Source organism: Bradyrhizobium sp. 521_C7_N1_3, from assembly GCF_052075975.1.
GTDB classification, from domain to species: Bacteria; Pseudomonadota; Alphaproteobacteria; order Rhizobiales; family Xanthobacteraceae; genus Bradyrhizobium; species Bradyrhizobium japonicum.
The window spans coordinates 5,388,874-5,402,087 of record NZ_CP197232.1 but is presented as its reverse complement, the minus strand read 5'-3'; the positions used below and the strand labels follow the sequence as shown (position 1 = coordinate 5,402,087).

Below are 13,214 nucleotides of genomic sequence, written 5' to 3'. Positions count from 1 at the left end.
CGCAATGCCGAATGGCCGGTAGCGTTGCTGATGATTTCGATTGATTTCAGGATGATCCCGCGTTGCGCACCATACTGATAGTGCTTGGCATCTGGCTGCTGATCAACGTGCTTTTCGTCGTGATCATGCTGCCACCGCGCAAGCCGCGGAAGCCGGGTCCTCAGGACGCGGGCACGCTCGCGCCGGCACGGATCGACCAGAACGGCTACCCGTTCGAGGAACAGGAGAAGGTCCTGCTTCGCCATGTCGTCATCTCGATCGCCATGGGGACGTTCTTCTCGCTTGCGCCGCCCTTGATGGAAGCGATCGACTCCATCAAGCGCTACATCGCAAAGCGTCGCGGTTAATTCCCCACGCCAACTGCGCTCGCCGCCCAACAGTGGACCCGCAGACCGCTCAGTTGTTGCTGCGGTTCGCGGCCCGAAAACTCTTGATTTCCGACACGCTGCCGTCGCGGTAGGTCAGTTCCACCGAGACGAACTGCGTAGCCGGGGCAAGCTTCATGTAGAGCGGCATCCCGGCGCTGATCGCGCTGGGATCTCGCATGTCGCAGCCCGGCATCTTCAACACCTGGTTCGGAACGGCGGTGTCGATGCCGATGCGCACCTCGCGGATGGCGCAGCGATAGGACACGAGGTGCGTGTAGTAGACAAGCAGCCCGTTGAACTCGCGGAACGACAGCCAGCTCGTCGCGGTCATGTCGAGGATCTTGCGCTGGTCGCGGATCAGCGCGGCCTCGGGATCGAACCGGATCGGGAATGGCCCCTGCATGTCGCCGGACTGATCGACATAGCGGACCTCGATGGTGCCGGCCTGCGCATCCGGCGGCAATTCGATTGACGGGTTCGGCATCCGCTTCCGCGTGCGCGGATCAAGCGTGTCGATGAAGCCGGTCTCGCGGAAATCGCCATGGCCGGCCATGCGCCAGGAAATGCCGAGCGTCGGGTCGGCGAAGGAGAACACCACGCTCCAGCCGCCATTGTGCCGCGAGAAGCTGGCGATCGGCGCGTTGGTGGTTTCTTCCTTCGGCACGCGCGGTACTGACACCGGCGGGAGAGCCGCGAGCTTCTGCGGCGCCGGATCGGCCGGGCGCGCAGCGGCGATGGCGTCCTTGGCAACGCCGCTGAGGAAGACGTCGTCGACCATCTGGTCGAAATAGACCGGCACCTGCCTGTGCTTGACGGTGTCCGCCATCTCGCTGACGAGACGGCGGGTGCGCTGCGCCACCTGCACCAGGTTCTCACCGGGCTGGAGAAGCTCCTTGGCGAAGGTGCGCGTGAACACCGAATTGGGATTGGCGTCGTCGTCGGAGAGACGATCGAGTGCGGTCTGGCGGGGACCTGCGGAGAACACCGAGAACACGCCTTCGGGCAGCTGCACCATCGGCGCGAGGCCGCCGCCGCCGGCGACCGCGCGGGTGCCTTTGCGCTCGAACGGGTTGTTGCGGCAGGCGTCGAACACCAGGATCGACGTGCGCGCCTTCTTGTTCTGAAGGCGCTCGACGATGCGGTCGGCCAGGATGGAAGCGTCGCGCACCAGCTCTTCCTGCCCTTCGGTTGCCGCCGGTACGTCGGTCGGCAACAGGTAGTTCTGGCCCGCGATCTCGAAGCCGTGGCCGGCGTAGAAGAAGAATGCGGTGTCGCCGGGCTCGATCGCCCTGTCGAACGCGAGCAGCGTCTCGGAGAATTGCTGCCGGCTCTGGTTCTCGGCGACCATCACCGAGAAGCCGAGCTGCTTCAGCGTATCGCCCATGGTGCGGGCGTCGTTGACCGCCTTGAGGAGCTTGGGGACGTTCCTGTAGTCGTTGTTGCCGACGACGAGCGCAACGCGCTTCTCGGCGTGTGCGGGCAGCGCGAAGCCGCTCAGGCTCACCGCAAGGCCAAGGGCCGCCAGAAGTCTGAAAAGCCGACGCGTCATCGTAAAAATCCCGTTGCAGAACGGCGCTCCGCCGGCCCCCTCGAACAGCGATTCATGGGACCCCTGCGCCGTTGACGATAGTCGGTCCAGCCATGTCCACGGTTCAACGCCGAGAGCCCTCGGGTTCCGTCATCAGGACTATGGCAGATTCCTCCGGAATCTGCTTTTTCTAGGCAGCTGCGCTGCAAGCGGGGGCTGCCGTGTATCGATGGTGTACTGACGAGGTCGAGCCGCATGACCGGTTCGACTATTGGCGCGAGGTCCGGTCCAAGGGCCTGTTCGGCGTCACCGCTGAACTCGAGCGCGAACGCCGCGCGGACTTCTACGGCGAATTCTCGCTGCGCCAGCTCGGTGGCGGTGGCCTCGTCGAGCTGAAGGCCTCGCACTACACGGTCGAGCGCAGCAACTCCGACATCGCCTACGCGCCCGGCAACAGCATCTGCGTCTACCAGCAACTCGGCAGCGGCGGCTGGTTCGGCGGCATGCGCACCGGCGACTTTGCGATCGCCAACGGCAGCTTCGCCACCAGCCATACTGACCAGCCCTATCGCACCGCGCCGCTCGGCGCAGGCGGCTTCCACCTGCGCATCCTGAAGATCCCCGTGAGCAGCCTCTCCACGCAGGACAGGCGCATGCGCGAGCTTGCGCCCCGGACCTTCAACGATCCCGGCCTGGCGCCCCTGCTCGGCGCCTGCTTCGCCGACCTCGATGAGGCCACCGCAGGCGATAACGGCGCCACTGATGCGACCTCAGTCACCCAGACCTCCTTGGATCAGGCCTCCTTGGATCAAGCCTCGCTCGTCCAGGCCTTGGCCCATCTGGCCCTGATCGAGCGCGGTATCGTGCGGCCCGGCAGCCGCCGTGGGCAGGCCGCGCTACGGACCGCCCGGCTCTCGCAGGCGCGTCGCCTGATCGCGCGCCATCTGCAAGACCCCGGTCTGGCGCCGACGATGGTGGCCGACCAGCTCGGCGTGTCCGTGCGTCACCTGCACATGCTGTTCGAAACCGCGGCGAAGAGCTTTTCGCAGACCGTGACGGACGAACGCCTGAAACAGAGCCGCCGCCTGATGCGTGAGGCGCCAGACCGGCTGATCGCCGATATCGCGACCTCCTGCGGCTTCGAGAGCCTGGCGACCTATTACCGGGTCTTCAACGCCGCCTACGGAATGCCCCCCGGCGATTTCCGGGCCCGGGGGTCCTGAGGGCGTTAGTCGTCCCCTCCCGCAGCTATCGCCCGGTTAACGGTGGAGGCGGAAAAGCCCAGCCGGGCCCGCTATTTGGGCAAAAACCTCAGGTTTTTTAGGGTCTTCCCGCGCCCGCTCCATTGACTTTGGCCGATTCCTGCCTATGTTCCGGGGCGACGCGGCTCAGATCGAAGAGCGATTCCTGAGCCTTGCGCTTTGTTCGCGTGAGTCAGCACCCCCAGCTTCTTTGAGAGCGCGCCGTTTCGGGGTGGAACGCGACAGCCTTAATTACCCTCGATTCGGTTTCGACCAGAGGCTCAATGTCCTTTTCAAATCTCGGACTGTCCGAAAAAGTCCTCGCCGCAGTGGCGGCCACCGGTTACACCAACCCCACCCCCATTCAGGAACAGGCGATCCCCCACGTCCTCGCGCGCAAGGACGTGCTCGGCATCGCCCAGACCGGCACCGGCAAGACCGCGGCCTTCGTGCTGCCGATGCTCACCATCCTCGAAAAGGGTCGCGCCCGCGCGCGCATGCCGCGCACGCTGATCCTGGAGCCGACCCGCGAGCTCGCGGCGCAGGTGAAGGAAAACTTCGACCGCTACGGCGCCGGCCAGAAGCTCAACGTCGCCCTGCTGATCGGCGGCGTTTCCTTCGGCGACCAGGATGCCAAGCTGACACGCGGCGTCGACGTGCTGATCGCCACCCCCGGCCGCCTGCTCGACCACACCGAGCGCGGCGGCCTCCTGCTCACCGGCGTCGAGCTCCTCGTCATCGACGAAGCCGACCGCATGCTCGACATGGGCTTCATTCCCGACATCGAGCGCGTCTGCAAGCTCGTCCCGTTCACGCGGCAGACCCTGTTCTTCACCGCGACCATGCCGCCGGAAATCCGGCGCATCACCGAGACCTTCCTGCACAATCCGCAGAAGGTCGAGGTCTCCAAGCCCGCCACCACCGCCGTGACCGTCACGCAATCACAGGTGCCTGCGGGGCGCGAGGCGCATGAGAAGCGCGAATTGCTTCGCCGCCTGCTGCGCGAGGCCAAGGATCTCAAGAACGCGATCATCTTCTGTAATCGCAAGCGCGAGGTCGCGATCGTTCACAAATCGCTCCAGAAGCACGGCTTCAGCGTTGGCGCCTTGCACGGCGACATGGACCAGCCGGCCCGCATGGCGGCGCTGGAACAATTCCGCAAGGGTGAGCTGCCGCTGCTGGTCGCCTCCGACGTCGCCGCCCGCGGCCTCGATATTCCCGAGGTCAGCCACGTCTTCAATTTCGACGTCCCCCATCATCCAGACGACTACGTCCATCGCGTCGGCCGCACCGGCCGTGCTGGCCGCACCGGTACCGCGATCTCGATCGTGACGCCGCTGGACCAGAAGTCGATGGCGGCGATCGAGAAGCTGATCGGCCAGAACATTCCCCGCGCCGAGGGCGATTACGAGATCCACGCTGAAGCCGGCGATGCGGCCGAGCGCCCGCGCGAGCAGCGCGGCCGCGAGCGTTCGCGCGGCGGGCGCAGCAAGCCGCAGCGCGGCGGTCGCGACCGTGAGCGCAGCCACGAGCCGCGCGAACCGCGTGGCGAGGCAAGACACGCTTCCGAAACAAGGCCTTCAGCCGAAGCACGGCCCGCACGCGAGGCAAGGCCTCCGCGTGAAGCGAGGCCATCATCCGAGCCGCGTCATGGCTCGCGCCAGCAGGCCAATGCGTCGCATGTGCCGTCGATCGGCCGCCCCGAGCCGCGCCGCCAGCGTGAGGCCGACACCGAGCCCGGCGATCACTCGCACCTTCCGGCGTTTCTGCTCCGGCCAGTGCGTTCTCCCGCCGGCGCCTGACGCGCCGGCGCGGATTCAGCTTCGGTTGAAAAGAGCCGCCCCACACTTTTTCCGATGCATTCGCGAACGTCTGTTTACAGAGCATTCACGATCGTCCGTTAGCCTGCGAACATAATTTAAGCATTGCTGCGGTCGATGGCGCACCGACCGCTGTGGGGTATGTTCAGTGGTCAAGGTGCTCGACGAACACGAACGCACGATGGCGTTCGCCGAAGTTGCTCTCGGTCAGATCCGTTCGCTTCGACAGACCGCAATTCCCCGCAATTACGAGATCTGGTACGTCTACGCCACCGGCTATAACGCACCGCTCAACAAGATCATCAACGAGACGCTGGCGCGCCACGGCAAGCTGACCGAAGGCGATCTCGAGCAGATCTACGAGACCTATCTTTCCCACATCAAGACCACCGACCGCATCGACAAGGTCGGCGCACGCGTCATCGGCGAGATCGACGACGTGATGACGGTGCTGAGCGAAGCACTCGGGATGACCGGCTCCTACGATGCCAGCCTGTCGGGCGCCACCGAGCAACTGTCGTCGGCCAAGAACCGCGACCAGATCAAGTCGATCGTCGAGACTCTGCTGCGTTCGACCAGCGAGATGCGCGAGACCAACAAGGCGCTGGAAGACCGGCTGACCCTGTCCAAGAACGAGATCAGCAATCTCCAGCAGAGCTTGGAGGCGATCCGCGCCGAGAGCCTGACCGATCCGCTGACGGGATTGGGCAATCGCAAATATTTCGATCGCATGATCGGCATGGCCGTGCAGAGCGCGCTCGCCTCGGGCGAGCCGCTGTCGCTGCTGCTGTTCGACATCGATCATTTCAAATCGTTCAACGATTCCTACGGCCATCTCACCGGCGACCAGGTGTTGCGGCTGGTCGGCCTGTCCATGAAGCAGACCATCAAGGGACAGGACATCACCGCGCGCTATGGCGGCGAGGAATTCGCGGTCCTGCTGCCCAACACGGCGCTGCGCCAGGCCCTCACCGTTGCAGATCACATCCGCCGCGCCGTGATGGCGAAGGAATTGAAGAAGAAATCGACCGGCGAGATTCTCGGCCGCGTCACCATCTCCGTCGGCGTCTCCATGCTCAAGCAAGGCGACGACACCGACGCGCTGATCGAGCGTGCGGACGCCTGCCTCTACGCCGCCAAGCGCAACGGCCGCAACCGCGTGATCTGCGAGGCCGATCCGGAGTTCGCGATCGAGTCGCACAGCCGCGTGGCCTGACGCCGAAGCGGCGCGCCGAAGAGATCGCCGGCGCTTGACATTCCAACCCGCCGAACGACATCGTCCCCGCCGCCCGACTGCGAGCGTCGAGAGGATTTGTCGTCTTGCCCAATCCCCATGACTTTCACACACCGCAACCGTCCTACACCAGGGACGAACTGCTGAGATCGAGCGACGGCGGCTATTTCGGCCCGGGCAACGCGCAATTGCCGGCCCCTCCGATGCTCATGATGGATCGCATCACCGAGATCAGCCTGGACGGCGGCGAGTTCGGCAAGGGCCACATCGTCGGCGAGCTCGATATTGTGCCCGGCCACTGGTTCTTCGATTGCCACTATCGCGGTGACGCGATGATGCCGGGAAGCCTCGGCCTGGATGCGATGTGGCAGATGATCGGCTACTGGCTCGGCTGGTCAGGTTCGCCGGGCAAGGGCCGCGCCATCGGCGTCGGCGAGGTCGAAGCTACGGGATTGGTCACACCGGAGACGCGACGCGTGCGCTACGAGGTCGCCATGCGCATGGTCCGGCGCGGCAAGCTGGTGCTTGGGATCGCCGACGGTCGCGTGCTGGCCGACGGCGTTGGCGTCTTCATCGCCAAGGACATGAGGGTCGGACTGACCAAGGCGGTGGACTGAGCTCCTGTAGGGTGGGCAAAGGCGCGCAAGCGCCGTGCCCACCATGTTTCTGCGCCACGACCTTAGCGGTGGGCACGCTTCCGCCTTCGCTCTACGAGCTACGGCGGACGAGTCGCTTTGCCCACCCTACGAACCGCCTTCTTGGCTGCTTGTTTCTTCGCCGGCGGCTTCTGCACGACCTTCTTCGCCAGCGCCTTCTTCCCCTTCGGCCGCTTCTTCACCTTGGCGCGCTGGGCGGCGGCGAGCGCGGCCCTCGCCCATTGCGCAAGCTCCTCGGAATCGTCGAACAGGCGCGCCGGCAGTTCCCAATAGGAATTCACCAGCACGGTTTTGGCGCGGGTCGAATACTGGAACGGCTTCGAGCCTTCCGCTTCAAAGCCCGGGATGGTGACCTCGTCGGCGCGGAAGAACAGGCCCGCGCGCAAGGCGAGCGCGAAGTTGATACCGTCGGCGGAGATGCCGTAGCCGGAGAACATTTTTCGGATGGTGACGGAGCCGAAATCGGCGAACAGGTCGATCAGGAATTCGCGGTCCATGGCCCACCCCCCCCCCCCCCGTCCCCGCCAAAGCGGGGACCCATAACCACAGGGAGGACTTTAGCGAAGACTATTAGTCCTGCCAGCGTGGTACTGATACCGAGCGTCATCGCCAGATCATGCAGTGTGGGTCCCGGCTTTCGCCGGGACGACAGCGGCACAATTGGCGAGTGCGGCTTACCCGTCGATCTTCGCGGGCCGCAGCTCGACCGACTCGCCGCAGCCGCAGGCGGAGACCTGGTTGGGGTTGTTGAAGACGAACTGGGCCTGCATCTTGTCGGCCTTGTAGTCCATCTCGGTGCCGAGCAGGAACAGCACGGCCTTGGGATCGACCAGGATCTTGACGCCCTTATCCTCGACGACCTCGTCGGTCGGGCGGACATCATGGGCGTACTCGACCGTATAGGACTGGCCGGCACAGCCTCCGTTCTTCACGCCGACGCGCAGGCCGACGATCTCGGAATCGGCGCGTTGGGTCAGCTCGCTGATGCGCTGGGCCGCGGCATCCGTCAGCCGCATCACCTGCGGGCGCGGCCGCCGGGGCTTTGGTGTCGAAGCTGGTGTTGCCTGGGTCATGTTATCTATGTGGTCCGTTGCGGAGCGAATTCAATGCGAGCTGAGACCGTCACCACATGTTGAGCACGAGGCGGGCCTCGTCGCTCATGCGTTCCGGCGACCACGGCGGCTCCCAGACGACCTTGACGTCGACCACGCCGACGCCGGGGACGCTGGCGACCGCATTCTCGACCATGGTCGGCAGCTCGCCGGCAGCCGGGCAGTTCGGCGTCGTCAGCGTCATCTGGACGTCGACCGAGCGGTCGTCCTTGATCTCGACCTTGTAGATCAGGCCGAGCTCGTAGATGTCGGCCGGGATCTCCGGATCGAACACGGTCTTGAGGCCCGCGATGATCTCGGTGGTGAGACGCTCGGTCTCCTCAGGCGGCAGCGCCGACTGGGTCTCCATCGGATTGGCTTTGACTTCGGCCGTGTCACTCATGCGAACAAATCCCGCGCCTTCAACAGCGCCTGTGCCAGATGATCGACTTCTTCCCGCGTATTATACATGCCGAACGACGCCCGGCAGGTGGCAGTCACGTTGAACCGCTCTAAAAGCGGCATCACGCAATGGGTGCCGGCGCGCACCGCGATGCCCTGGCGGTCGATCACGGTGGCGACGTCGTGGGCGTGAGCGCCCTTGAGCTCGAAGGAGATCACCGGGCCCTTGCCCCGGGCGGTGCCGATCAGCCGCAGCGAGTTGATCTCGCGTAAGCGCTCCTGGGCATAGGTCGTGAGATCGTGCTCGTGGGCGGCGATGCGCTCCTTGCCGATCGAATTGACGTAGTCGATGGCCGCGCCAAGGCCCACGGCCTCGACGATCGCAGGCGTGCCTGCCTCGAACTTGTGCGGGGGATCGCCATAGGTGACGACGTCGCGCGAGACCTCGCGGATCATCTCGCCGCCGCCGTTATAGGGACGCATCGCGACGAGGTGGTCGTACTTGGCCCAGAGGATGCCGATGCCGGTCGGCCCGTAGACCTTGTGGCCGGTAAAGACGTAGAAATCGCAGCCGAGATCCTGGACGTCGACAGGCAGATGCACCGCACCCTGGCTGCCGTCGACCAGCACGGGAATGCCGCGCGCATGCGCGATCTTCACAACGTCCTTGATCGGGACAATTGTGCCGAGCGCGTTCGACATCTGCGTGATCGCGACCAGCTTGGTCTTCGCGGTCAGCAGCTTCTCGAACTCGTCGATGAGGAAGTTACCCTCGTCGTCGACCGGCGCCCACTTGATCACGGCGCCATGGCGTTCCCTGAGGAAATGCCACGGCACGATGTTGGAGTGGTGCTCCATGATCGAGATGACGATCTCGTCGCCTTCCTTGACGTTCGGCTCGCCCCAGGACGACGCGACGAGGTTGATCGCCTCCGTCGCGTTGCGGGTGAAGATGACCTCTTCGGTCCGCGGCGCGTTGATGAACTGCGCAACCTTGCTGCGACCGCCCTCATAGGCCTCGGTGGCGGCATTGGCGAGGTAATGCAGGCCGCGATGTACGTTGGCGTATTCGGACGTATAGGCCTGCGTCATGCGGTCGAGCACGGCGCTCGGCTTCTGCGCCGAGGCGGCGTTGTCGAGATAGACCAGCGGCTTGCCGTAGACCTGCATGGCCAGCGCCGGAAAATCCTGCCGCACGCGTGCGACGTCGTAGGCACCGTTCTTGACTGCGGGATGCGTGCTCATTGGCGCCGCTCCAGCCAGCGCTCGGCGATGCCGATCACGTGCTCGCGCAAGCCGTCATCGGCGATCTGCTCGATCGCCTCACCCACGAATGCCTGAATCAGCAGCGCCTGGGCCTGCTTCTCCGGGAGGCCGCGCGCCTTCAGATAAAACAGCAGGCTGTCGTCGAGCGCGCCGGCAGTGGCGCCGTGGCCGCAGGAGACGTCATCGGCGAAGATCTCGAGCTCCGGCTTGTTGTCGGCCTCGGCTTCGTCCGAAAGCAGCAGCGCCCGGGTCATCATCTTGCCGTCGGTCTTCTGGGCGTCGGGACGGACGATGATGCGGCCCTGGAACACCGAATGGGCGCGATCGTCGATCACCGCGCGGAAGACCTCGCGGCTGATGCAGTTCGGCACGGCGTGATCGACCACCAGCGTGGTGTCGCCGTGCTCGGTCTTCTGGAGCAGGTTCACGCCGTTGACGGAGAGATCGCTGCCCTCGCCTGCCAGCGTGATGAAGCCCTGCAGGCGGCTGACGGCAGCGCCAGTGGTCATGTTGAAGAAATTGAGCTTCGTGTTCGCGCCGACCGTAACGAACTGCGAGGTCACGTTCACCGCGTCGGGCGCATCGTCCAACAAACGGATATGCGCGACGTCGGCATTGTCGCCGACCGAGAGGATGACGGCGTCGTTGACCTGGTAGGCCTTGGCACCGGCCGCCACAAAGCTCTCGATGACGGTGGCGCGAGCGCCGTTCCCGACCGCGATCTGCGAACGGCTGAAAGCCGACGCGGACGAAGCGGTCGCGATGTGGATGATCTGGATCGGCGCCGACAGCTGCGCGCCGTCGGCGATCGACAACACGACACCGTCGGTTGCCAGCGCCGCATTCAGCGCGATCACGGCGTCGGTGGCCGCGGTCTTCAGGAGACCTGCGTCCTTCTCCAGCGCTTCCCGCAGCGTCTTGAGGCCCGCCTCAGAGGCAAGCGCCTTGACGTCGGAGAGATCGGCCGCGAACACGCCGTCGACCAGCACCAGCTTGCGGGCACCTTCGATCGCGTGCGCCTTGACCGCGTCCGCGGCGCGCTTCAACGCGGCCGCATCGGGGCTGGCCGCCAGCGGCAGCACCTCGCCCACCAGCGCGCGCAGGTCGGTGTATTTCCATTCCTCGATCCGGCGATGCGGCAGGCCGAGACGCTCATAGGTCTCGAACGCCTCGCGGCGTACCGCGATCACAGAAGGCGAACCCGGCAGGCGGCCTTCGGCGCTGGCGAAGAGATCGCTCACCGCGCGGCCGTTTCCGGTCTTTGCCACAGCAACGTTCATCCCAAAATTCCTTACGCCGCATCCTCGAACTGGGCGTAGCCGGACGCTTCCAGCTCCAGCGCCAAGTCCTTGCCGCCGCTCTTCACGACACGGCCCTTCGACATCACGTGCACGACGTCGGGCACGATGTAGTTCAGCAGCCGCTGATAATGGGTGATGACGACCATCGCGCGCTTGGGCGAGCGCAGCGCGTTGACGCCGTCGGCCGCAATGCGCAGCGCGTCGATGTCGAGGCCCGAATCCATCTCGTCGAGGATGCACAGGCTCGGCTCGAACAGCGCCATCTGCAGCACCTCGTTGCGCTTCTTCTCGCCGCCGGAGAAGCCGACGTTGACGCCGCGCTTGAGCATGTCCTGCGGGATGTTCAGCGACTTCGAGACCTCGCGGACCTTCCTCAGAAAGTCCGGGGTCGAATATTCGCTCTCGCCGCGCGCCTTGCGCTGCGCGTTCAGTGCGGTGCGCAGGAAGGTCATGGTGGCGACGCCGGGAATCTCGACCGGATACTGGAACGCCAGGAACACGCCCTTCGCGGCGCGCTCGTTGGGGTCCATCTCCAGCAGGTCCTCGCCCTTGAACAGGATCTGGCCGTCGGTGACCTCGTAGCCGGGCTTACCGGCGATGACGTGGGAGAGCGTCGATTTGCCGGAGCCGTTCGGCCCCATGATCGCGTGAACCTCGCCCTCGTTCACGGTCAGCGTCAGCCCGTGGAGGATCTCACGCTCCTCGACACGAACCTTCAAATCCTTCACTTCAAGCAAAGCCATCTTGGTGTCCAGTCCATTCAAAATGATGCATGGAGCGCCGTAGCGCACCGCGAGGGTCGGCGATTAGCCGACCGACCCTTCAAGCGAGATCGAGATCAGCTTCTGCGCTTCCACCGCGAATTCCATCGGAAGTTGCTGCAGCACGTCCTTGACGAAACCGTTGACGACAAGGCCGACGGCTTCTTCCTGGCTGAGGCCGCGCTGGATGCAGTAGAACAGCACGTCCTCGGAGATTTTCGAGGTCGTGGCCTCGTGCTCGAACGTCGCCGAGGAGTTCTTGGCCTCGATGTACGGCACGGTGTGCGCGCCGCATTTATCGCCGATCAGCAGGGAATCGCAGGCAGTGAAGTTGCGCGCGCCGGTCGCTTTCCGGTGCGCGGTGACCAGACCGCGATAAGTGTTCTGCGACTTGCCGGCGGCGATGCCCTTGGAGATGATCCGGCTCGACGTGTTCTTGCCGAGGTGGATCATCTTGGTGCCCGAATCGACCTGCTGGAAGCCGTTCGAGATCGCGATCGAGTAGAATTCACCGCGCGAATTGTCGCCGCGCAGGATGCAGCTCGGATACTTCCAGGTGATCGCCGAACCCGTTTCGACCTGGGTCCAGGAGATCTTGGAATTGTTGCCGCGGCAGTCGCCACGCTTGGTGACGAAATTGTAGATGCCGCCCTTGCCTTCCGAATTGCCGGGATACCAGTTCTGCACCGTCGAATATTTGATCTCGGCATCGTCATGCGCGACGAGCTCGACCACGGCCGCATGCAACTGGTTCTCGTCGCGCTGCGGCGCGGTGCAGCCTTCGAGATACGAGACGTAGGAGCCCTTGTCGGCGATGATCAGCGTCCGCTCGAACTGGCCGGTGTTGCGTTCGTTGATGCGGAAATAGGTCGACAGCTCCATCGGGCAGCGCACGCCCGGCGGCACGTAGACGAACGAGCCGTCGGAGAACACCGCGGAGTTCAGCGTCGCGTAGAAATTGTCCGAGGTCGGAACCACGGAGCCGAGATATTTCTGCACCAGCTCGGGATGCTCGCGGATCGCCTCGGAGATCGGCATGAAGATCACGCCGGCCTTCTTCAGCTCGGCCTTGAATGTGGTCGCAACCGAGACCGAATCGAAGACAGCATCGACCGCGATCTTGCGCCGGGCCGGATCTTCCTCGCCGGGCTTCGGCTCGACGCCTTCGAGCATGGCGACTTCCCGCAAGGGAATGCCGAGCTTCTCGTAGGTCTTGAGAATCTCCGGATCGATCTCGTCGAGCGAGGTCACCGTCTTCTTCGGCTTCGGCGCTGCGTAATAATAGAGGTCCTGGAAGTCGATCTTGGGATAGTCGACGCGCGCCCAGGTCGGCTCGGTCATGGTCAGCCAGCGCCGATAAGCCTCGAGCCGCCACTGGAGCATCCAGGCGGGTTCGTTCTTCTTCTCGGAGATGAACTTGACGGTCTCTTCCGACAGCCCCTTGGGGGCCTTGTCGGACTCGATCAGGGTCTCAAACCCATAACGATACTGATCGACGTCGATGCGCTTCACGCGCTCGACCGTCTCTTGCACGGCTGGCATTCTA

The 13,214-nt window shown here is 64.5% G+C and carries 13 protein-coding genes; 5 read left to right on the top strand and 8 right to left on the bottom strand.

Annotation, left to right across the window (positions count from 1 at the left end; translation table 11 throughout):
* Window positions 1-62 precede the first annotated feature (62 nt).
* A complete protein-coding gene (locus AB7008_RS25005; protein WP_248883200.1) occupies window positions 63-347 on the top strand; it encodes a hypothetical protein in 285 nt (94 codons plus the stop codon).
* 49 nt (window positions 348-396) lie between these two features.
* On the opposite strand, the gene AB7008_RS25000 is transcribed toward AB7008_RS25005, so the two are convergent.
* The gene (locus AB7008_RS25000) at window positions 397-1,917 is read right to left on the bottom strand and encodes a caspase family protein (RefSeq protein ID WP_304489637.1); all 1,521 of its coding nucleotides are present in this window, start codon (window positions 1,915-1,917) and stop codon (window positions 397-399) included.
* A 200-nt stretch (window positions 1,918-2,117) separates the two neighbouring features.
* Between AB7008_RS25000 and AB7008_RS24995 the strand changes: the two genes are divergently transcribed.
* The 4 genes from AB7008_RS24995 to fabA all read left to right on the top strand — a co-directional run bounded on the left by AB7008_RS24995 (window position 2,118) and on the right by fabA (window position 6,808).
* The gene (locus AB7008_RS24995; protein WP_304489636.1) at window positions 2,118-3,119 is read left to right on the top strand and encodes a helix-turn-helix domain-containing protein; all 1,002 of its coding nucleotides are present in this window, start codon (window positions 2,118-2,120) and stop codon (window positions 3,117-3,119) included.
* Window positions 3,120-3,421: 302 nt separating this feature from the next.
* Window positions 3,422-4,939 (top strand): DEAD/DEAH box helicase, encoded by a 1,518-nt coding sequence (locus tag AB7008_RS24990; protein WP_441259684.1) that lies wholly within the window; start codon window positions 3,422-3,424, stop codon window positions 4,937-4,939.
* Between the two features lie 166 nt (window positions 4,940-5,105).
* Window positions 5,106-6,173 (top strand): GGDEF domain-containing protein, encoded by a 1,068-nt coding sequence (locus tag AB7008_RS24985; protein WP_028161260.1) that lies wholly within the window; start codon window positions 5,106-5,108, stop codon window positions 6,171-6,173.
* Between the two features lie 104 nt (window positions 6,174-6,277).
* On the top strand, window positions 6,278-6,808 hold the full coding sequence (gene fabA, locus AB7008_RS24980; RefSeq protein WP_028161259.1) for a bifunctional 3-hydroxydecanoyl-ACP dehydratase/trans-2-decenoyl-ACP isomerase: 531 nt from the start codon (window positions 6,278-6,280) through the stop codon (window positions 6,806-6,808).
* A 98-nt stretch (window positions 6,809-6,906) separates the two neighbouring features.
* On the opposite strand, the gene AB7008_RS24975 is transcribed toward fabA, so the two are convergent.
* The 7 genes from AB7008_RS24975 to sufB all read right to left on the bottom strand — a co-directional run bounded on the left by AB7008_RS24975 (window position 6,907) and on the right by sufB (window position 13,210).
* Window positions 6,907-7,344, bottom strand: coding sequence for a TfoX/Sxy family protein (locus tag AB7008_RS24975; RefSeq protein WP_304489634.1), 438 nt, complete (start codon window positions 7,342-7,344; stop codon window positions 6,907-6,909).
* Window positions 7,345-7,521: 177 nt separating this feature from the next.
* Window positions 7,522-7,863, bottom strand: coding sequence for a HesB/IscA family protein (locus tag AB7008_RS24970; RefSeq protein ID WP_014495548.1), 342 nt, complete (start codon window positions 7,861-7,863; stop codon window positions 7,522-7,524).
* A 106-nt stretch (window positions 7,864-7,969) separates the two neighbouring features.
* Window positions 7,970-8,341, bottom strand: a complete 372-nt coding sequence (locus tag AB7008_RS24965) for an SUF system Fe-S cluster assembly protein (RefSeq protein ID WP_014495549.1) — start codon at window positions 8,339-8,341, stop codon at window positions 7,970-7,972.
* Entirely contained in the window at window positions 8,338-9,585 is a 1,248-nt protein-coding gene (locus AB7008_RS24960) for a cysteine desulfurase (RefSeq protein WP_304489633.1), read from the bottom strand. Before AB7008_RS24960 ends, AB7008_RS24965 begins: the two co-directional genes overlap by 4 nt.
* The gene (sufD, locus tag AB7008_RS24955; protein WP_304489632.1) at window positions 9,582-10,886 is read right to left on the bottom strand and encodes a Fe-S cluster assembly protein SufD; all 1,305 of its coding nucleotides are present in this window, start codon (window positions 10,884-10,886) and stop codon (window positions 9,582-9,584) included. Before sufD ends, AB7008_RS24960 begins: the two co-directional genes overlap by 4 nt.
* An 11-nt stretch (window positions 10,887-10,897) precedes the next feature.
* The gene (gene sufC / locus AB7008_RS24950; RefSeq protein ID WP_028161255.1) at window positions 10,898-11,650 is read right to left on the bottom strand and encodes a Fe-S cluster assembly ATPase SufC; all 753 of its coding nucleotides are present in this window, start codon (window positions 11,648-11,650) and stop codon (window positions 10,898-10,900) included.
* 63 nt (window positions 11,651-11,713) lie between these two features.
* On the bottom strand, window positions 11,714-13,210 hold the full coding sequence (sufB, locus tag AB7008_RS24945) for a Fe-S cluster assembly protein SufB (protein WP_014495553.1): 1,497 nt from the start codon (window positions 13,208-13,210) through the stop codon (window positions 11,714-11,716).
* Window positions 13,211-13,214 lie beyond the last annotated feature (4 nt).

Excerpts from the sequence above, each read along its gene's own strand:
- AB7008_RS25000 (WP_304489637.1), bottom strand. The coding sequence starts at position 1,917 with ATGACGCGTCGGCTTTTCAGACTTCTGGCGGCCCTTGGCCTTGCGGTG.
- AB7008_RS24975 (WP_304489634.1), bottom strand. The coding sequence starts at position 7,344 with ATGGACCGCGAATTCCTGATCGACCTGTTCGCCGATTTCGGCTCCGTC.
- AB7008_RS24960 (WP_304489633.1), bottom strand. The coding sequence starts at position 9,585 with ATGAGCACGCATCCCGCAGTCAAGAACGGTGCCTACGACGTCGCACGC.
- AB7008_RS24990 (WP_441259684.1), top strand. The coding sequence starts at position 3,422 with ATGTCCTTTTCAAATCTCGGACTGTCCGAAAAAGTCCTCGCCGCAGTG.
- sufC (WP_028161255.1), bottom strand. The coding sequence starts at position 11,650 with ATGGCTTTGCTTGAAGTGAAGGATTTGAAGGTTCGTGTCGAGGAGCGT.
- AB7008_RS24965 (WP_014495549.1), bottom strand. The coding sequence starts at position 8,341 with ATGAGTGACACGGCCGAAGTCAAAGCCAATCCGATGGAGACCCAGTCG.
- sufD (WP_304489632.1), bottom strand. The coding sequence starts at position 10,886 with ATGAACGTTGCTGTGGCAAAGACCGGAAACGGCCGCGCGGTGAGCGAT.
- AB7008_RS24970 (WP_014495548.1), bottom strand. The coding sequence starts at position 7,863 with ATGCGGCTGACGGATGCCGCGGCCCAGCGCATCAGCGAGCTGACCCAA.
- sufB (WP_014495553.1), bottom strand. The coding sequence starts at position 13,210 with ATGCCAGCCGTGCAAGAGACGGTCGAGCGCGTGAAGCGCATCGACGTC.